Annotated in this window: 13 protein-coding genes and 1 tRNA gene; 5 read left to right on the forward strand and 9 right to left on the reverse strand. The window is 62.7% G+C overall.

Annotated elements, in window-relative coordinates; translation table 11 throughout:
- Window positions 1–13: 13 nt before the first annotated feature.
- Window positions 14–919 (reverse strand): sugar-binding transcriptional regulator, encoded by a 906-nt coding sequence (locus AC0L25_RS22255; protein ID WP_473597488.1) that lies wholly within the window; start codon window positions 917–919, stop codon window positions 14–16.
- A gap of 283 nt (window positions 920–1202) precedes the next feature.
- Between AC0L25_RS22255 and AC0L25_RS22260 the strand changes: the two genes are divergently transcribed.
- The 3 genes from AC0L25_RS22260 to AC0L25_RS22270 all read left to right on the forward strand — a co-directional run bounded on the left by AC0L25_RS22260 (window position 1203) and on the right by AC0L25_RS22270 (window position 4190).
- Window positions 1203–2108 (forward strand): tagatose-bisphosphate aldolase, encoded by a 906-nt coding sequence (locus AC0L25_RS22260; RefSeq protein WP_473597489.1) that lies wholly within the window; start codon window positions 1203–1205, stop codon window positions 2106–2108.
- A 36-nt stretch (window positions 2109–2144) separates the two neighbouring features.
- Window positions 2145–3620, forward strand: coding sequence for an ROK family protein (locus AC0L25_RS22265; RefSeq protein ID WP_473597490.1), 1476 nt, complete (start codon window positions 2145–2147; stop codon window positions 3618–3620).
- Between the two features lie 270 nt (window positions 3621–3890).
- Entirely contained in the window at window positions 3891–4190 is a 300-nt protein-coding gene (locus tag AC0L25_RS22270; RefSeq protein ID WP_473597491.1) for a DUF1236 domain-containing protein, read from the forward strand.
- Window positions 4191–4382: 192 nt separating this feature from the next.
- Here the strand turns inward: AC0L25_RS22270 and AC0L25_RS22275 are convergent.
- Together AC0L25_RS22275 and AC0L25_RS22280 are read right to left on the reverse strand one after the other, a co-directional pair.
- Window positions 4383–4459: transfer RNA gene (locus AC0L25_RS22275), tRNA-His, on the reverse strand.
- 421 nt (window positions 4460–4880) lie between these two features.
- Entirely contained in the window at window positions 4881–5330 is a 450-nt protein-coding gene (locus AC0L25_RS22280; protein ID WP_352952711.1) for a phasin, read from the reverse strand.
- Between the two features lie 251 nt (window positions 5331–5581).
- On the opposite strand from AC0L25_RS22280, the gene AC0L25_RS22285 reads away from it, so the two are divergent.
- Window positions 5582–9268, forward strand: a complete 3687-nt coding sequence (locus AC0L25_RS22285; protein ID WP_473597492.1) for a PAS domain S-box protein — start codon at window positions 5582–5584, stop codon at window positions 9266–9268.
- Between the two features lie 435 nt (window positions 9269–9703).
- On the opposite strand, the gene AC0L25_RS22290 is transcribed toward AC0L25_RS22285, so the two are convergent.
- Complete coding sequence (locus AC0L25_RS22290) at window positions 9704–11674, reverse strand: acetoacetate--CoA ligase (RefSeq protein WP_473597493.1); 1971 nt, start codon at window positions 11672–11674, stop codon at window positions 9704–9706.
- A gap of 294 nt (window positions 11675–11968) precedes the next feature.
- On the opposite strand from AC0L25_RS22290, the gene AC0L25_RS22295 reads away from it, so the two are divergent.
- Window positions 11969–13819 (forward strand): AsmA family protein, encoded by a 1851-nt coding sequence (locus tag AC0L25_RS22295; protein WP_473597494.1) that lies wholly within the window; start codon window positions 11969–11971, stop codon window positions 13817–13819.
- 28 nt (window positions 13820–13847) lie between these two features.
- Here AC0L25_RS22295 and AC0L25_RS22300 read toward each other — a convergent pair whose 3' ends face one another.
- The 5 genes from AC0L25_RS22300 to AC0L25_RS22320 form a co-directional block, all read right to left on the reverse strand.
- A complete protein-coding gene (locus tag AC0L25_RS22300) occupies window positions 13848–14666 on the reverse strand; it encodes an ABC transporter permease (RefSeq protein ID WP_473597495.1) in 819 nt (272 codons plus the stop codon).
- A gap of 3 nt (window positions 14667–14669) precedes the next feature.
- On the reverse strand, window positions 14670–15644 hold the full coding sequence (locus AC0L25_RS22305) for an ABC transporter permease subunit (RefSeq protein ID WP_473597496.1): 975 nt from the start codon (window positions 15642–15644) through the stop codon (window positions 14670–14672).
- 8 nt (window positions 15645–15652) lie between these two features.
- On the reverse strand, window positions 15653–16792 hold the full coding sequence (locus tag AC0L25_RS22310) for an ABC transporter ATP-binding protein (RefSeq protein WP_473597497.1): 1140 nt from the start codon (window positions 16790–16792) through the stop codon (window positions 15653–15655).
- Window positions 16793–16866: 74 nt separating this feature from the next.
- A complete protein-coding gene (locus tag AC0L25_RS22315; RefSeq protein ID WP_473597498.1) occupies window positions 16867–17964 on the reverse strand; it encodes a polyamine ABC transporter substrate-binding protein in 1098 nt (365 codons plus the stop codon).
- A 349-nt stretch (window positions 17965–18313) separates the two neighbouring features.
- A complete protein-coding gene (locus AC0L25_RS22320) occupies window positions 18314–19267 on the reverse strand; it encodes a DMT family transporter (RefSeq protein ID WP_473597499.1) in 954 nt (317 codons plus the stop codon).
- Window positions 19268–19295 lie beyond the last annotated feature (28 nt).

Genomic DNA, 19295 nt, shown 5'->3' on the forward strand with positions numbered 1-19295 from the left:
CGCGCGCCCACCACTATCGGGGTAAGAGAGCCTCGAGGATGGCCTGAGCCGTCTTCGTGTCCGTTACCAGGGCGTTGATAAGCTTGGCGCGGACGGCACCGATGATGGCCGTCGCCTTCTCCGGCGAGGCGGCAACACCGACCACCAAGGGGACGGCTCGAAGCTGGGCCGGCGACATTGCGATCATCCGGCCCTCCCCCTCCCACGGGATAAGGTTACCTTCGGCGTCGAAATAATGCCTGATAACGTCCCCCGCCGCATGAAACAGGGCCTGCTCGCTCAGCGTGGCCGCGCTCGCCTCGGGCGGATTGATGGCATGGGGCAGACCGATGCCGACGATCGCAACGTCGGTCCGGTTCCAAAGCGCGACGCTGTCGCGGATGGCTGCATCGCCGAGGAAGACCTCACGCAACTCGGTGGACGGCAGATAGGGCGCATGGATGAAATGCGGCGTCCCGCCGAACTCTTCGGCGGCGAGCCGCACAAACTCGTTGATCTGAAAATGCGGCGCCTGCTGCTGCATGCCGCCGGTGGCAGCGACGGTAAGAATGCCGGGAATGCGCGGCAGGCCTGCCTGGATCACCTCGCGAACGGCTCGTCCCCAGCCAATGGCGACCACCGAGCCGGCCGTCAGTTCCGCTTGCCTGAGCAAGGCGCCGAGCGGCGCAGCGAGGGCCGTCAGCGCACCGGCTGCCGGCGTTTCGATGACCGCCGCTTCGCGAAGTCCGAGTCCCTCGACCAACTGCGTGATGATGCCTTCGGGGGTTGCAAGATCGAGAACCTCAATCCGCACGATGCCCTCTGCTCTCGCGCGCTGCAGGAGACGCGATATGGTCGCGGTGGAGACACCAAGCCGCCGCGCGATATCGACCTGCGACATGTCAGCCTCATAGTGCAGTTTGGCGACCGTATGCAGCATCGTCCGCGATGCGGCTGCATCTTGTGCGGGAGGGACAGGCAGTTGCAATTCCTTTCAGCAATGTGTTACAGACCTAGCGACCGATGGGAGTTATCGCGCAAATTCGGCTGACTCGCAACGTGGGCTCGTTTCCTCGACGAATTGCGGGCCAGGCCGAATTTCTCGGTTCGATAGCGCATCCAAAGCGGCAAAACCTCCTGCCGACAGGCCGGTAAAAACTAAACCTTTCTTGTTCCACGGAACCGCGCCCTGTTGAATGGGCGCCAACATCGGACAGAAGACCATGACAAAGATGACGACCGCAGAGTTGCGCGGCTATCAGCAGATATGCGGCACAGACGGGGCCATCATGGCCATCGCCTGTGACCAGCGCGGCGGCATGCGGACCTTGCTTGCGGCGGACCCTGCAGAACAGGCCAATATCACCAACGACATGCTCGGCGACACCAAGTCCGACATCACGCGATACCTCGCCAGCCAAGCATCCTGCGTGCTGCTCGACCCGCTCTGCGCAGTGCCGCGGGTTGTCGATGAAGGGGTGCTGAGCCGCGATACAGCTCTGCTCATCGGCCTCGATGCCTCGGGCTTCGACGTCTCGCCCGCCGGCTACCGCCTGTCGCGCCTCGTTCCCGGCATCGGCGCGCGCCGCGTCCACGAACTCGGCGGCACCGGCGGCAAGATCATGGTCTATCTCAGGGCTGATAGGCCTGAGGCGAATGAGCAAAATGTCGCCATTCTGCGCCAATGCATCGCCGACTTCGCGCAGGAGGACCTCCTGCTGGTCGTCGAGTTCCTGACCTACCAGGTCGAAGGGGAAAGCCTTGAAGACTATACAGCCAAGATCCCCTGGCTTGTCGAGGAAGGCACCCGGATTTCGCTGGAATGCGGGGCAAAGGTGCTCAAGCTTCCTTATCCCGGAACGCCGGAAGCCTGCGCTAGGATCAGCGGCATGGCTGGCGAGGTGCCATGGGCGGTCCTCTCCGCCGGCGTCAACCACGCAACCTTCCTGGGCCAGGTCGAGATCGCGATGAGGAACGGCGCGTCAGGCGTTATCGCCGGCCGGTCGCTGTGGAAGGACTGCATCTCGCTTGACCGTGACATTCAGCGGGAAAGGCTTAAGACCATCGCGGTGTCGAGATTGCGCGAGCTTCAGGCGGTGATCGGAAACAACAGGCAGAAAGCCGCTTAGCCATTCGGCGTTCAAACCGGACACGTATGGGACGTCATGCCTCTTAGTTCGATCGCCATAGGAATCGATATCGGCGGCACCAATCTGCGCGCCGCCCGTATTTCCGACACGGGCGAAATCCTCGACCGCATTTCCGAGAAAAGCGCGCCGGACCCGGAGCTTGTGCTCTCCCGGATCGCCGAGATGGTTCGCCGGCTCGATTCTCCCGAAGTTGAGGCCATCGGCATCGGCGTCCCCGGACGCGTCGATGCGCGGCTTGGCGCGGTCTTGTCCGGAGGCTATGTCAACCTCGCTTCGATCTCCCTGGCGCAACGACTGGAAAGCCTGGCGGGCAAGCCCGTCGTGATCGACAATGACTGCAACATGGCACTGATCGCAGAGATGGCTCTCGGCGCCGCCAGAGGCCGTGAAAGCATCGTTATGTTCACGATCGGGACCGGCATTGGCGGTGCCGTGGTCCAGAACCGGCGGATCGTCCGCGGCAAGGGGACGGCGGGGCAGCTCGGCCACATCACCGTCGACATATCAGGCGAAGCGTGCGTCTGCGGCCGGCGCGGCTGCGTTGAAACCACCAGCTCAGGTACAGCGCTTGGCCGTCACATCGCGCGGGCAGGCCTCGGTCCGGATGTTTCGGTCGATCAGCTTTTTGCCCGGGGTGCGGGCGGCGATCCCTTGGCGCGCGGCATACTGGAAGCCTGGGCCGGGCCGCTGCGTGCGGCAATCGATACGACCGTGGCCATGTTCGACCCTGACCTGGTCCTGCTCGGCGGCGGACTCGGCCTAGCGGCCCACCGGGCGCTTGCCAGGGCTCCCGCCTTGGCTCCGTGGTACCAATGCCCGGTGGAACCGGCGCAACTGGGCGACGACGCAGGCGTCATCGGCGCCGGTCTGCAAGCGCTCGCGAGGAAGGCTGCAGTCGCGCCCGTGTCCTTACCATCTGCCCGACTCAACCCCGGCGAGCGTGCCGTGCCCGGCCGGCGTGCCGTGCTCGTCAACGGCATCCCCGCCAGCGGCAAAAGCACGGTCTCGCGCGGTATCGCCGAGCGAATGGGTTGGCCATTGCTCGCGCTCGATACGATCAAGAACCCGTTCCTCGAAGTGCTTGGCGGCGGCGATCGCGAATTCAACCGCACGCTCGGCCGCGCCAGTTACGAAGCCATCTGGTCGGTCGTCGGCGAGGCTCCGGCGGGCACCATATTTGTCGTCGACGCCTGGTTCGGCTTCCAGCCGCGCCAGGTGCTCGAGGATCACCTGCGAAGGGCCGGCGTCGAGCAGACCGCCGAAATTTGGTGTCATGCTCCCGACGAGGTTCTTGCCGAGCGCTATCGCGCACGGCTCGACCAGCGTCCCGCCGGCCATCCCGGCGCGGGCTACATCCCCGAACTGATCGAACTGGCCAAGCGCGCCGAGCCGCTGCGGCGCGGACCCCTGTTTGACGTCGACACGACCAAACCGATCGCTTTCGATGCCATCACACAATGGTTGCAGGCGACGATTGCGGCTGACACATAGGCAGCGCGGCCGCCTACCTCCGGATCCACAATCCGAGTGCAGCCGTTGATTGGCTTTTTTGCTATCATGTTACCACGGAGCCTGCCCGCTCTGTCTCGACAATCGTTCCAGAAATAACTGTCAGGATGGCTTGTCGCCTTGAGCGGGCGCGCGTTCGTGTAAGCGGATTCGCGCACTGCCGGTGGAACAAGATTTGCTCCACACCGTTCAAGCTGAGCAATCCGTCGCGGCAGCAATGAAGCGCCACAGCGGAGTTCGCTTGGAGGTAATATGAGAAAGCAACTTTCTTCGGCCGCGGCAGGCATCCTTCTGCTCGTTGGCGTCAGCGCCGCCGCCGCTCAGGACGTCATCATTCAACCCGAGCAGGACGTTGTGATCCGCGAATACGTGAAAAAGAAACCGATGGCATCCGTCAGCCTTCTCGGCGTGGAGCTCAACATCGGCACAGCTCTGCCCGATACAGTCGAGCTTTACGAGGTGCCGGACGTTCAGTACCGCTACGTCGTCGTCGATGGCCGAACCGTCCTGGTCGATCCAGGTACGCGCAAGATTGTGAAGGTCTACGACTGACACGAACTCTTCGGACTGACGCCCGCCGTGCCGAAGTGCGCGGCGGGCTTGTTGTTTGGAACGAAGGCCAGCGCCGACGCGCTAACCGCGCGTTTTGGCAGTCTAGCGCGCTTTCCGACGGATTAGCGGCCAATTGGCGGATCGCCGATCCTACCCCATCCGCCAGCAGGTTTAATTTATTGAGGAAAGTAGTGGTACCGTTGGCTGGGATCGAACCAGCGACCTCCGGATCCACAATCCGGCGCTCTAACCATCTGAGCTACAACGGCACGTCTGCCCATTCTCCGGGCCCGCTCTGTCGTTCGGCGATGCGTCCATACGGGCTATCGGAGTTTAATTCAAGGCTTTTGGCCGCGCATGACCCCGAAAATCAGAATCGATTTTCGGAAAGGACCATGCGCAAAATCCAAAGTTCTACAGCGTCCTTTGCGCGTCCAAGAGGACGCGCGGCGCTGTAGGCAAAGAGCGCTCCGGCATCGACATCCTATTTCGCCGGGCAAAGAAAAAGGCCGGCGGGAGGAGGTGCCGGCCTTTTCCTGTTACGAGCCAGCGGGAGGAGGTGCTGGCTGGTCACCCCGGAGAGCAGAGGGAGGAGGTTCCACCCGCCGGGTATTCGCTTGACCACTATATCTCACATAATCCTGTTCGAAGAAATGCGACCTTTTTGCATCTTCGAAATATGCGCAAATATTAGGCGGCCTTGATTTCGCTCATCGCCTTCTCGAAGGCGGTCTTGATCGGCTTGGAGACGTCCTCGGCCGCCTTGGAGGCGACGGTCTGGAAATCCTTTGCCTGCTCGACGGTCATCTCGACGCGCTTACGCAGGAATGCGGTCTGCAGTTCAACGACCTCCGACAGCGACTTGGCGCCGATCAGCGCTTCGAAATGCGAAAAGCCGGCTTCGGTATTAGCGCGCAGAGCGGCGATGGTCTTGAGCGACAGGTCGTTGGAAACGGTCTTGGCGGTCTCAAAGGTCGACTCCAGAGCCTTCTGGGTCTCTTCGGCGCCGGTCTTCAGCTTGGCATAGGCCTCTTTCGACTGCTCGACGCCCTTTTCGGCGAAAGCGCGGATCTGGTCGGTGGCTTTGGAAGCGTCGAAGCTCGGGAATTCGACATTTTCAGCGGTCTTGGTCCTGGACATATTCCATCCTTTGCAGCGGCAGCGGCTTCGACAGAAAGCCGTCTCGTTCATGTATGATGGCAATATAAAGGCAAATTTTGTGCATTGCAATATCTTTGTTGCAGCGCACCATACAATTTCTCTCTCAGCATTAACCACGAGCCCAGAGATTCCGGCGGTTGCACGCTATGGCTTGTGGACCTTCGCGCCGTCGGCTTTTATTAACAAAGCGTTAACCGAAAACTGCCGCTCTGTGAGGGTTCCCAAAGCGCATGCCGTCCGAAAACTACTCCTTCCTCGACGTCGCCGTGCTCGACGCGGTCCGCCAGCGCTTTGCCGCCGGCGACGCGATCGCCCTTCTGTCGGCAGACCTCGAACAGGTGATCTGGGCCAACGGATCAGGGGCAGCGGTATTCGGCTACCCCGACATCGAGGCCATTATCGGCGCCTCGACAGGCTTGCCCCTGATCGCCAGGCGCCAGATCATGGCGACAAGCGGTTTTCCACAGATCGGCCGCGACCGCGCCATCACGGTGCGGCTGGCAACCGGCCTGACCAGCCGCGCGGTCGGCTTTCTGGCCAGCGTGGTGACAATGCCTGACGGCGAAAACGCGATCATGCTGGCGGTGCCGGCGGCACAGACCGGCTCGCGCAGCGCTGCCGAGATCGCCGCACGGGCCATCAGCGGCTTTACCGAAGACGGTCATTACATCGCCTTCGTCGACGCCAAGGGCACCATCGAGGCCGCTTCCGACGGTTTTTCGGCGCTCGGCATCCTGCCCGAAACGCTGGCAGCGCTTGTGACCGATGTGGCGAACGAGAGCGACCGCATCGTCAAACGCCTCGTTCCAGGCGGCACCACTTCCTATCCGGCCGGCCTCGCCCGGCTGACGGACGAGCGGCACCTGCTGGTGGTGATCGACGAGGACCAGCTTGACTCCGAAGAGGCCTCTGCTGGCGAGCGCAGCGCTGGGATGGAAACCGCTACCGGTATGGCGGCGGCTGATGCCGCAGTCCGGCCAAAAGCAGGACAGGACAGCGCGCCGGCAACAGTCTCGAAGACGGATGCGGCAGCGCAGACAGTCCCGGCAGCCGGCGAAGATGCTTCGGGGTCGGCGGAGCATGAGATTGCCGATTCCATCGGGCCCGATTCGACCGGACCTGATTCAAGCGCGCCTGATTCAACCGAGCAGGGTCCGGAAGCGGGCGGCGGAATGCCTCCACAGCATGACCATTGGTATTTCAGCGCCAGCGAGGATGAGGCGCAAAAGCGGGAACCGGATGCGTCCGGACGTGTCGAGGCGGATGCTTCGGCGGAAAGTCCCGCACAGGATGCCATCAGGGCCCCGACTGCGCGTGCCATCCCCTCGATCGACCGCGCGGCGGCGCCCCTGCGTTTCGTCTGGCGCACCGACGCCGAAGGCAGGTTCAGTGCGCTGTCGCCGGAATTCGCGGAACTCGTCGGCAAGCCTGCCGCCGATGTGATCGGCCGGCGCTTCAGGGACGTCGCGGCGACCTTCGACCTCGATGCGTCCGGCGAGATCGCCGGCCTGCTCGATCGACGCGACACCTGGTCCGGCCGCTCGGTGCTGTGGCCGGTTGCCGGCACCGATTTCAAGATACCCGTCGACCTGGCGGCGCTGCCTGTCTACGGCCGCAGCCGTGCCTTCGAGGGTTTTCGCGGCTTCGGCGTTGCACGCACCAGCGATGCAGTGGTCGATCCCGAAGCGATCGGCATGGCGCTTGTCCCCAATGCCGAGGCCACCGCAGCCGTCGAGCCGGAAGTCGCCGAAGCGCCTGACGAAACCGACCCGTTCCAGGGCGAGGTGCCGGCACTGACCATCGTGCCGAAGCCGGAGCGGCGCTTTGCCGACAAGGTGATCCGGTTGGCCGAGCACAGGCAGCCGGCCAACGACAAAGGCCTGTCGACGCTGGAACGCAGTGCATTCCGTGAGATCGGCGAGCGGCTCAAGAAGGACAATCCCCCGAGCGAACAGCCCGATGCTGCAATGTCGGCGGAACCGGCTATGGCGGAATCGTCCGAAACCGATGTCGAAGACGAGAAGGATGTCGCTAGGCTCGACGGCGAGCAGCCGGAAACAACCGTGTCCGGCATCTCAGGCTCGCTGCTCGACTACGCCGACCGGGACTATGTCGCCGACAATAGCGACGGTGCGCCGGCTTCGGAGCCGGACAAGGCGGCGCAAGAGGTAGTCGAACCCACCGACACGGGCGATCGATCGACCGCCGCCGAAGACGACGACAGCATGACGGCTGCCGATTTCCGTGACGCAGAAGACAACGAGGATTGGGCGCCGTCCGATGACGACGAAGCCCGTTCGTCAGCCGATCACATCGGCGATGCCGGCAACGTGGAGCCGGCGCCGGTCGAGCGGCGGCGCCTGCAGGCGCCGCCGCTCAAGCTCGAAGGCTTCGTGCCATCGGCTTTTTCGACCGCAGATGGCAGCAAGGCTCCAGACACCTCGATCCTCGGCAAGCTGCCGGTGCCCCTGCTCATCCATTCCGGCGACGACCTTCACTATGCGAATGAGGAATTCCTCAGCCTGACCGGCTATGACACGCTCGACGATCTGGAGGATGCCGGTGGCCTCGGCGCGCTGTTTGCCGATCCTTACGACGACAGCGCCTCCGACGGAACCGATCACGCATTGCGGCTGAAGACTCGTGACGGTCAGGAGTTCCCGATCGAGGCCATTCTCCGCTCGGTGCCGTGGCGTGGCGGCAAGGCGCTGATGCTGGTCGTGCGCCGTTCCGGCGACGACGAGGCAGCAGCTATTCTGCATGGCGCCGACGACCAGACGCACCCGGACACTTCCGAGCTCAAGGCACGCATCGCCGAGATGCGCACCATCATCGACACCGCGACCGATGGCGTCGTGCTGATCGGCCGAGACGGAACGATCCGCTCGATCAGCCGCCCAGCGGAAGCGCTGTTCGGTTTCGACAGCGACGAGGTGACCGGCAAGCCCTTCGTCTCGCTGTTCGCGATCGAAAGCCAGCGCGCCGCGCGAGACTATCTCGACGGATTGTCCGAGCCCGGCGTGGCGAGCGTGCTCAACGACGGCCGCGAGGTGATCGGACGCGAGGCGCAGGGGCGTTTCATTCCGCTGTTCATGACCATCGGCAGCTTGCCCAACGACAGCGGCTTCTGCGCGGTTGTGCGCGACATCACCCAGTGGAAGCGGGCCGAAGAGGACCTGACCCAGGCGCGCGCCGTGGCCGAGCGCGCCTCCTCGCAGAAGACCGACTTCCTCGCCCGCATCAGCCACGAGATCCGCACCCCGCTCAACGCCATCATCGGGTTTTCCGAGCTGATGGTCGACGAGAAATTCGGGCCGGTCGCCAATGACCGCTACCGCGACTATCTGCGCGACATCAACCGGTCGGGCAACCATGTGCTCGACCTGGTCAACGACCTGCTCGACATTTCGAAGATCGAGGCCGGCCAGCAGGAGATGGCTTATGAGGCGGTGTCGCTCAACGACACGCTGGCCGAGACGGTGGCGATGATGCAGCCGCAAGCCAACCGCGAACGCGTCATCATCCGCTCCAGCTTCGCCTCACGGCTGCCGGAAGTGGTGGCCGATCTGCGCAGCGTGCGCCAGATCGCGCTGAACATCCTGTCGAATGCCATCCGCTACACGCAGGCCGGCGGCCAGGTGATCGTATCGACAGCTTACGAGATCTCCGGCGACGTCGTGATGCGCGTGCGCGACACCGGCATCGGCATGAGCCAGTCCGAGATCGAGCAGGCGCTCAAGCCGTTCAAGCAGATCAACGCGCTGAAGCGCGGGCGCGGCGACGGCACCGGCCTCGGGCTGCCGCTGACCAAGGCCATGGTCGAGGCGAACCGGGCCCGGTTCACCATCAACTCGACGCCCGGCGAGGGCACTCTGGTCGAAGTCGCTTTCCCGTCGACCCGCGTGCTCGCCGATTAGAGCGGCGGACTTTCAGTCGCCCGTGTCGCCGCTCTATCTTTTCGTTTGAGCATCGGATTTTCCCAAAACCGGTGCCCACTTTTGGGTCCGATGCTCTATCTTTTCGTTTGAGCATCGGATTTTCCCAAAACCGGTGCCCACTTTTGGGTCCGATGCTCCAAAAGAAAAGGCGTCCAACAGGACGCCTTGAATGATTGGATTGCTGTTACAACGGGGCTTGAGCGAATTCAGATCCTCTGGGGATTTCGAGGAACGGGATTTCTCCCTCAAGTTACGCACGACTATCGATGCCGGCCCTTAACAAAACCTTACCGGCGCCGCGAAAAATTTACCAATGTGTACCACTCATGAAATCTAGGTAAATTCGAGCGAGATATTTCGTTAACCATGCTCGGCCGGGCCTATCCAGTCGAATAGCGTTGCCGGCCTGTTGGCTCAGTCGGCCAGTTCCGGCAGGTCGCGGAACAGCTCGAGCGCTTCGGGATTGGCCAGCGCCTCCTTGTTCTTGACAGCGCGGCCATGCACCATGTCGCGCACCGCAAGTTCGGTGATCTTGCCCGATTTGGTGCGCGGAATATCGGCGACGGCGACGATTTTAGCCGGCACGTGGCGGGGGCTCGCGCCGCTGCGGATTTTCGCGCGGATGCGTTTTTCCAGCTCCGCGTCGAGTTGCACCCCCGCTGCCAGCCGCACGAACAGCACAACCCGCACGTCGTTGTCGAAATCCTGGCCGATGCACAGTGCTTCCAGGATTTCCGGCATCTGCTCGACCTGATTGTAGATCTCCGCAGTGCCGATCCGCACTCCGCCCGGGTTGAGCGTCGCGTCGGAGCGGCCATGGATGATCAGGCCGCCATGGGCGGTCCATTCGGCGAAGTCGCCGTGGCACCAGACATTGTCGAAGCGCTCGAAATAGGCGGCGTGGTATTTCTTGCCTTCGGGATCGTTCCAGAAGCCGATCGGCATTGCCGGAAACGCCTTGGTGCAGACGAGTTCACCCTTCTCCTGCCTGAACGGGTGGCCGTCGTCGTCCCAGACATCGACGGCGAGGCCGAGGCCAGGCCCCTGTATCTCTCCGGTCCATACCGGTTCGGTCGGCACGCCGAGCACGAAACAGGAGACGATGTCGGTGCCGCCGGAGATCGAGGCGAGATGCACGTCCTTCTTGATGCCGTCATAGACGAAGCGGAAGTCCTCGGGCGACAGTGGCGAGCCGGTGGAGGAGATCGTGCGCACGCTGGAAAGATCATGCGTTTTGATCGGTCTGAGGCCGGCCTTGCGCACGGAATCGATGAATTTGGCCGAGGTCCCGAAATAGGTCATTTTCTCGGCGTCGGCGAAGTCGAACAGCACGTTGCCGTCGGGATAAAAGGGCGACCCGTCATAGAGCAGAAGGGTTGCGCCCGACGCCAGGCCGGACACCAGCCAGTTCCACATCATCCAGCCGCAAGTGGTGAAATAAAAGAAGCGGTCTCCGTCGAGCAGGCCGGCGTGGAGCCGTTCTTCCTTGACATGCTGGATCAGCGTTCCGCCGGCCGAATGAACGATGCATTTGGGGATGCCGGTCGTTCCGGAAGAAAACAGGATGTAGAGCGGATGCGCGAACGGCAACCGTTCGAAGTTGACAGGCTTGGCGACCAAGGATGAGAGCGCCTCGTCCAGCGCAATCGCCTTCTCGATGGTCGCCGCCACATCGGTCGACGTGCCAAGATAATCGACGATCAGCACTTTGCCGACGGTGGGTAGCTTTGCCGCAACCGCCGCGATCTTGTCGGCAACCTCGATGGCCTTGCCATTGTACCAGTAACCGTCGGGCGCGATGAAGACGACAGGCTCGATCTGGCCGAACCGGTCCAGCACGCCCTGTTCGCCGAAATCAGGAGAGCAGGACGACCAGACGGCGCCGATCGAGGCTGTCGCCAGCATCGCCGCGACCGTCTCCGGCATGTTGGGCATCATAGCGGCGATGCGGTCGCCCTTTTTCACCCCGAGCGACAGGAAAAGCTGCTGCAGCCGCGAGGTCAGCGCATGCAGCTCATTCCAGGAGAGCCGGCGCTCGACCTTGTCCTCGCCGCGAAAGACGATGGCGTCACCGAGGCCGGTTTTCTTCAACAGGTTTTCCGCGAAGTTCAGCTTCGCGTCGGGAAAAAAAGTGGCGCCCGGCATTTTTTCGCCATCGACAAGCACGCGCTCGCCGCCATTGGTCCCCTTGTAGCCCACGATCCCGCAAAAGTCCCAGACCAGGCTCCAAAATGCCTCGCGATCGTCGATCGACCAACGATGTAGATCCGCGTAGCAGGAGAAAACCTTGCCGGTTGCGGCCGCGGCGGCCTGCATGAAGGCAGTCATCGGCGCGGCGTCGACCTGGTCTTTCGTCGGTGCCCAGAGCGGTGCGTCGCCGGCCATGACCGTTCCTCCTTGAAGCACGTCACGTTCGAAGAATTCACACGACGCGCTTCAGACTGTTGTTTTTATGCATGTCGTTATCCCAAAAGGTTGCGCATTTTGGCGACATGCATTGGCATCGCTTATGCATATTGCGGCGCAGCAGAGCAAGATTTTGTTCGGCTGAGCGACGTGGATGTGCGCAAATGCCATCGCTGGGCCATAAAGACTTGAAATGCCTCAGCCCTAAGTCGTAGTGACGACTGGGGTTACACCCATCGGGCGATTTGGTCGGAACGGAAGCATACGGGCGACATGTCATCACCTTTGATCCGGCGCGGAATATGGGCGATCGGCGTTGCCGTGCTCGTTATCGCGCTGGCCGTTGCCGCCCTGCCGCTCGTCGCCTCGACCCGCATCGTGCGCGACCGCATCGCTTGGGAAATGAGTGCGTGGAGCGGTTTCAGGGTCACCATCGACGGCGCTCCGCGGATCGAGGTCTGGCCAAATTTCCGAGCCATCTTGACCGACGTGACGCTTTCGCAATGGACAGAAACCGATGCCCCGCCGGTGATCGAGGCCGAACGGGTCGAGGTCAATCTCTCGGCCATGGCGGCATTGCGTGGCGACGTGGTGTTCTCGACGGCACGGCTGATCCGGCCGACGATCAGAGTTCAACGCGCAGCACATGGGCTTTTCCTGCCCGCCCTGCCTTCAGGCGGGCGCATCACGCGTTCCATCGACATCGCCCGCGCCGTGGTCAGCGCCAATCCAGCCAAGCCGGACCTGAGCAAGCTGCCGGCAGATCCGTTCGGCACCGTAGAGTTCAGGAACGGCCGCGTGGTGACCTCGGTCGATGGTAAGGACGCTGAGATACTGAGCAGCCTGAGTGGACAGGCGACCTGGGCCGCAATGAACAGCAATGCGACGCTGTCGGCGACCGGGATCTGGCGTGGCGAAAGCGTCGCCGTGGATGCCGCATCGTCGAACCCGCTGGTGCTGTTTGGGGGCGGTGCGGCGCCGATGACGCTTTCCTTCAAGGCGGCCCCTGCCAGTTTTTCCTTCGACGGCGTGGCCAGCATGTCCGAGAACGCCTATTTCGACGGCCAGGCGAAATTTGCCGCACCCTCACTCAGGCGCGTGCTCGAATGGTCGCGGGCCGGCATCGCGCCGGGCGCGGCAATCGGCTCGGTTTCCGTTTCCAGCAAGGTCACGGCGACTTCCGGCCGCATTAAATTCGAAAACACCGAGATCGCTCTGGACGACAATCCGGGAATGGGTGCGCTGGACTTCTCCTTTGGCGAGGCGCGGCCGGTGATCGCCGGTACGCTCGCCTTCGAGACGCTCGACTTGCGGTCGTTTCTCTCCGCCTTCACACCCCTGGCGCCTACGGACGGCGCTGGGCCCGGCGAAATCGACATAAGCGTCGCCGACCGGATCGATCTCGATCTCAGACTGTCGGCAGCGCAGGCCACCGCAGGCGCCATCCAGCTTGCCGACGTCGCCGCCGCCGCCCAGGTCAAGAACGGTCTTGCCGTCTTTGATATTTCCGATGCATCGGCCTTTGGCGGCAACATCCAGAGCAGTCTTCGTTTCGACCGCAAGCCGGGAGGCACGCAGGTCGAAATTAGGCTGCTCGCCTCCGACATCGATGGCGGGGCTTTTGGCACCGCAGCCGGAATGACGCGACTGGTGCCGATCGGCACGGGAACCGTTTCGGTCATCCTCAAGGGGCCGGGCAGAACCTGGGATTCCATATTCGAGAACGCCGACGGCTCGGTTTCGGCGAAATTCGGCCAGGGCGCGTTGAGCCGGTTCAACCTGGAGGCGTTTCTCAAACACAACGAACAGGGCGGGTTCTTCGCGCTCGACGATGTCTCCGACGGAACGCTGCCGATCGACGGGGCCGAACTCAAGGCGAGCATTTCGAACGGTGTGGCGAAGATCGACAAGGCCGAAGCGAATTCAGCGAAGTACAAGATCTGGCTTTCCGGCATCGCCTCCTATGCCGGGCGCGGGCTGGCGCTGTCCGGCGGCATCATTCAGGCGGACCAGCCAGCCACGCAGCCAAATAACCAGGGTCCCAACCAATCTTCGTTCTTCGTCGGCGGAACGTGGAGCACGCCGTTCATTTCGCCGATAAGCCGCGGGGTTTCCGGAGAGTAGGCAACGGGGGTATTGCCGCCCCCTTTCGTCACCCCCGCTGCGCGGCCTGCTCGTCGCGCTGGCGCTGCACCTCGCGACGCTTGTTGGCGAGCGACGCGATGATGACCCCGACCGCCACGACCGCGATCAGGATGGTGCAGGCGGCGTTGATCTCCGGCGTCACACCGAGACGAACCTGGCTGTAGATCTTCATCGGCAGCGTGGTGGCGCCGGGCCCTGAGGTGAAGCTGGCGATGACCAGATCGTCGAGCGACAATGTGAACGCCAGCATCCAGCCAGACACAATCGCCGGCATGATGACCGGCAGCGTGATCTGGAAGAAGGTCTTCACCGGCGGCGCGCCAAGATCCATCGCGGCCTCTTCCAGCGAGCGGTCGAACGTGATCAGGCGCGACTGCACGACGACGGCGACGAAGCACATGGTCAGGGTGATGTGGGCAAGCGTGACGGTGAGAAAGCCGCGGTCGAGCCCGACGGCGACGAAGAGCAGCAGCAGCGACAGGCCGGTGATGACTTCCGGCATGACTAGCGGCGCAAAGACCATGCCGGAAAACAGCATCCGGCCCTTGAAGCGCGTGTAGCGCGTCAAGGTAAGAGCCGCCAACGTGCCGAGCACGGTCGCCACGGTGGCCGAGATGACGGCGACGCGGGCCGTTACCCAGGTGGCGTCCATGAGGCCCTGGTTGTGGAACAGCGAGACGTACCATTTGGTCGAGAAGCCGCCCCAGACGGTGACCAATTTCGACTCGTTGAAGGAAAAGACGACGAGCAGGACGATCGGCAGGTAAAGAAACGCAAAGCCCAGCACGATCGAAGTGATGTTGAAGCGGCTCCAGGTGGCGCTCATGGGTTACCGATCCTGTTCCTGGGCGCGGGCTTGGGCCCGCTGGAAGAGCATGATCGGCACGATCAGCAGCAACAGCAGGATGACGGCGACGGCCGACGACACCGGCCAGTCGCGATTGGCGAAGAACTCGTTCCACAGCGTCTTGCCGATCATCAGGGTCTGCGACCCGCCGAGCAGGTCGGGAATGACGAACTCGCCGACGGCGGGAATAAACACCAGAAGGCAGCCGGCGATGACGCCGGGCAGCGATAGCGGAAAGGTGATCTTCCAGAAGGCGCTGGTCGGCGGGCAGCCGAGGTCCTTGGCCGCCTCGATCAGCGAATAATCCATTTTCTCGAGGGCGGAATAAAGCGGCAGCACCATGAACGGCAGATAGGAATAGACGATGCCGATGAAGATCGCCGTGTAGGTGTTGAGGATGATCAGCGGCTGGCTGATGACGCCGGTGGCGAGCAGCAGCTGGTTGAGCAGCCCCTCGGGCTTGAGGATGCCGATCCAGGCGTAGACGCGGATCAGGAACGAGGTCCAGAACGGCAGGATCACCAGCATCAGCAAAGTCGGGCGCAGCATCGCCGGCGCGCGGGCCATGCCGTAGGCGATGGGGTAGCCGACAAGCAATGTCAGCACCGTCGAAATGGCGGCGACGATGACGCTCGTCACATAGGCGTTGATGTAGAGCGCGTCCTGCGTCAGCCACACGTAGTTATCGATGCTGAGCTGTTTCAGCTGAGCGAATGAACCGGAAAGCCCGTCGCCAAAGTCAAGCACCGGCGTGTAGGGCGGTATGGCGATCGCCGTCTGCGACAGCGAAATCTTGAAGACGATGACGAACGGAACCAGGAAGAAGAAAACCAGCCAGAGATAGGGGATGATGATGACAAGGCGGCCAACGAAGGCCTCTCCCAGTCTGGCCAGGGCGGATTTGCCCGCATCGGCGGCCCGAGCGCTTGTTGCAGCGGTGACAGCGGCATTCGACATGACCGCCCCTATCGCGTCAGCACGACGCCAGCGTCCGGCCTGAACGACACCCAGGCACGGTCGTTCCAGCTCAGCGGATCCTCGGTGATGCGGGCCGCGTTCATCGTGCTCGCCCGCACCACGTGGCCGTCATCAAGCCTGACGTGGTAGACGGTCATGTCGCCCAGATAGGCGATATCGTAGACCTCGCCCTCGATGGCGTTGACGGCACCGGCCGGTCTCGTCGACGATACTTTGATCTTCTCCGGCCTGATGGCGAAGGCGACGGCCGCGCCGGTGGCCGCATCGCCGGCATTCTCGGTCCGGATGGTGATGCCGTTGCCCGCGTCGATGCTTGCAGCGCCGGCCTCGCCATGCGCAATTTTGCCTTCGAACATGTTGACGTTGCCGACAAAGCCGGCGACGAAACGGGAGCCTGGCGCCTCGTAGACTTCCGCCGGCGTCGCCACCTGCATCACCTCGCCCCTGTCGATGATTGCGATACGGTCGGCCATGGTCATCGCCTCTTCCTGGTCGTGGGTGACGACGACGAAGGTAAGGCCGAGTGACTGCTGCAGATCCATCAGCTCGAACTGCGTTTCCTCGCGCAGCTTCTTGTCCAGCGCGCCAAGCGGCTCGTCGAGCAGCAGGACCTTCGGCCGCTTGGCGACCGAGCGGGCGAGCGCGACGCGCTGGCGCTGGCCACCGGACAATTGGTGCGGCTTGCGCTTGGCGAACTGCTCGAGCTTGACCAGCTTCAGCATCTCTCCAACGCGCGCCGCGATCTCGGGCTTCGGCATGCCGTCCTGCTTGAGGCCGAAGGCGATGTTGTTTTCGACCGTCATATGCGGGAACAGCGCATAGGACTGGAACATCATGTTGACCGGCCGCCGGTATGGCGGGATGCCGTGCAGATCCTGGCCATCGAGCAGGATGCGGCCGGCGGTCGGCTCCTCGAAGCCGGCGAGCATCCGCAGAAGCGTCGATTTTCCACAGCCCGACGCCCCGAGCAGGGCAAAAAACTCGCGCTCGAATATGGTCAGCGACAAATTGTTAACGGCGGTGAAGTCACCGAACTTCTTGGTGACCTTGTCGAACTGGATGTATGGCTTGGCGTTAGGATCGTTCCACGGTGCGAAATCCCTGCGGATGCTGCCAAGCGATTTCATATCCCACTCCGTCCTGCGTTCTATCCCCAGAAGACCTGACCCCGGCAGCACCTGCCGGGGTCGTCGACTGTCGCTTACTGCCCGGTGACGATCTTGGTCCAGGTCCGGGTGACGACACGTTGGGTCTTGGAATCGTAGGGGGCGATGGTAAACAGCTTCGCCAGCGTTGCCTCGTCCGGGTAGATCGCCGGATCCTCGAGTATCTCCTTGTCGATGAACTGCTGCGACGCCTTGTTGCCGTTGGCGTAGAAGACGTAGTTGCTCGACTTGGCGATCACTTCCGGCTTCATCATGTAATTCAGGAATTCATGCGCCTCGGCGACATGCGGCGCGTCGGCCGGGATCGCCATCTGGTCGAACCACATTTCGGCACCTTCCTTCGGCACGGAATAGCTGATCTCAACGCCACGGTTGGCCTCCGACGCACGGTCGCGCGCCTGGAACACGTCGCCCGACCAGCCGACCGCCAGGCAGATGTCGCCATTGGCCAGGGCGTTGATATATTCCGACGAGTGGAACTTGCGGATGTAAGGCCTGATCTTCAGCATCAGTTCTTCCGCCTTGGCGAAATCGTCCGGCGACGTGGTCTCGGGATCGATGCCCAGATATTTGAAGGCGTTCGGGAGGATGTCGCTCGGAGAATCGAGGACATAGACGCCGCAATCCTTCAGCTTGGCCAACTTTTCCGGGTTGAAGAACACGTCCCAGCTATCGATCTTGTCGGTGCCGAGCGCTTCCTGCACTTTCTTGACGTTATAGCCGAGGCCGACCGTGCCCCACATGTAGTTGATCGAATATTCGTTGCCGGGATCGTACTTGGCTGTGCGCTCCGAAACGATGTCCCACATGTTGGAAATGTTGGGCAGCTTCGACTTGTCGAGCTTCTGGAACACACCTGCCTGGATCTGGCGTGCGAGGAAATTGGCAGTCGGCACGACGACGTCGTAGCCGCTGCCGCCGGCAAGCAGTTTCGTCTCCAGGAGTTCGTTGGAATCGAAGGTATCATAGGTGACCTTGATGCCCGTTTCCTTGGTGAAATCCTCGATGATCGAGCTGTCGATGTAATCCGACCAGTTATAGACGTTGACGACGCGATCCTGGGCATGAGCGCCGAGGGTGAAAAGCGTCAGAAATGCCGAGGTCGCCGAAAGCCAGAACGCTTTGCGGGTCATGCGTGTCTCCTTTGATGAGTGTTCCATCGCCAGCTCGTCGCGCGGCTGGGCGTTTGCTTCAGATTATTGGGCTTTCCGACAAGCGACAAGCGCGAACCGCCGACACCTTCGCGGTTCGATGTGCAGCGGCCGAGCCTCCCGTTCCCATGTCGTGATCCAGGTGGCATTCCGGCGCCGTCAAAGGCTCTCGCCACGGCGCGGGCAGGGATACGACGATGTTGTCCGGTCTCGGTCGGGCCGGAGGGGAGACTTGGCAAGATGAGCCTGTCTTGTTGTTGCCGTATTGGCAGCCTGCCCGCGCGGCCGCAGCGTTGTCAATGGTTCATCTCGCTTTGGCGCGTGCGCTGCATCAATTGGGCGACGGCATACCGGTGACACCCGGCCGCACGGGCCGCGCCTGACGCTTGAATTCGAGCCCGATATGGACGAGCAGCGCCGTGACCACGACCGCGCCGCCAAGGATGGTGCGTCCCGACGGCACCTCGGAATGGATGAGCCAGACCCAGATCGGGCCGAGGATCGGCTCGAAAGTGCCGAGTAGCGCTGCGACCGCCGCCGGAACAAGCCGAGCGCCGGTGGCGAAAAAGGCAAGGCCGAGACCCAGGTTGATCACGCCGAATGCAAAGAGGAAGCCTATGTCGCTGCTGGAGACGCCGAATTGCGATGCCTGCGACGCCGCGAACGCGCCGGCAATCATCGTGCCGAGGCAGGTCGCCGGCGTCATGCGCACATGGGCAAAGCGCCGCGTGATGACGGTGGCGATCGAAAACATCACGGCGATGAGCAGCGCCAAGCCGTCGCCGATGGGCGACACGGCGCCATCGAGCGATTCGGACACCATGATGGCGACGCCGGCAATGACGGCGGCAATCGCCACCCAGGTCGCCAAGGCGACCCGTTCGCGAAACAGCACCCAGGCAAACAGCGCCGCCAGGAGCGGCACGCCGGCCTGCATCAAAAGGATGTTGGCGACGGTGGTGTAGGCAAGCGCCACGACGAATGAGGTCGATGCGGTGGCGAAGCAGAACGCCACGGCAAGGCCGGGCAGGCCCATGCCGCGGAACAACCTCACCGTGCCATGCCAGCCGTCGCGCCAGACCATGAAGCAGATCAGGAAGGCGGCGGCCCAGACCGAGCGCCAGAACACCACCGTCCAGCTGTCGCCGGCGTCGATGAAGCGGGCGATGGCGCCGCCGAAACTCCACATCAGCGCCGACAGGAATATCAACAGGAGGCCGACACGCTCCTCACGCGGCGAGACGGCAGGCGAAAAGGCTGTCGGTGATGATAATGTATCGGTCATGAGTGCGACTGTCGGCGATTTCGGGGCA

The sequence above is a fragment of the Mesorhizobium sp. WSM4813 genome (assembly GCF_055811555.1).

Excerpts from the sequence above, each read along its gene's own strand:
- AC0L25_RS22255 (WP_473597488.1), bottom strand. The coding sequence starts at position 919 with ATGCTGCATACGGTCGCCAAACTGCACTATGAGGCTGACATGTCGCAG.
- AC0L25_RS22260 (WP_473597489.1), top strand. The coding sequence starts at position 1,203 with ATGACAAAGATGACGACCGCAGAGTTGCGCGGCTATCAGCAGATATGC.
- AC0L25_RS22265 (WP_473597490.1), top strand. The coding sequence starts at position 2,145 with ATGCCTCTTAGTTCGATCGCCATAGGAATCGATATCGGCGGCACCAAT.
- AC0L25_RS22270 (WP_473597491.1), top strand. The coding sequence starts at position 3,891 with ATGAGAAAGCAACTTTCTTCGGCCGCGGCAGGCATCCTTCTGCTCGTT.
- AC0L25_RS22280 (WP_352952711.1), bottom strand. The coding sequence starts at position 5,330 with ATGTCCAGGACCAAGACCGCTGAAAATGTCGAATTCCCGAGCTTCGAC.
- AC0L25_RS22285 (WP_473597492.1), top strand. The coding sequence starts at position 5,582 with ATGCCGTCCGAAAACTACTCCTTCCTCGACGTCGCCGTGCTCGACGCG.
- AC0L25_RS22290 (WP_473597493.1), bottom strand. The coding sequence starts at position 11,674 with ATGGCCGGCGACGCACCGCTCTGGGCACCGACGAAAGACCAGGTCGAC.
- AC0L25_RS22295 (WP_473597494.1), top strand. The coding sequence starts at position 11,969 with ATGTCATCACCTTTGATCCGGCGCGGAATATGGGCGATCGGCGTTGCC.
- AC0L25_RS22300 (WP_473597495.1), bottom strand. The coding sequence starts at position 14,666 with ATGAGCGCCACCTGGAGCCGCTTCAACATCACTTCGATCGTGCTGGGC.
- AC0L25_RS22305 (WP_473597496.1), bottom strand. The coding sequence starts at position 15,644 with ATGTCGAATGCCGCTGTCACCGCTGCAACAAGCGCTCGGGCCGCCGAT.
- AC0L25_RS22310 (WP_473597497.1), bottom strand. The coding sequence starts at position 16,792 with ATGAAATCGCTTGGCAGCATCCGCAGGGATTTCGCACCGTGGAACGAT.
- AC0L25_RS22315 (WP_473597498.1), bottom strand. The coding sequence starts at position 17,964 with ATGACCCGCAAAGCGTTCTGGCTTTCGGCGACCTCGGCATTTCTGACG.
- AC0L25_RS22320 (WP_473597499.1), bottom strand. The coding sequence starts at position 19,267 with ATGACCGATACATTATCATCACCGACAGCCTTTTCGCCTGCCGTCTCG.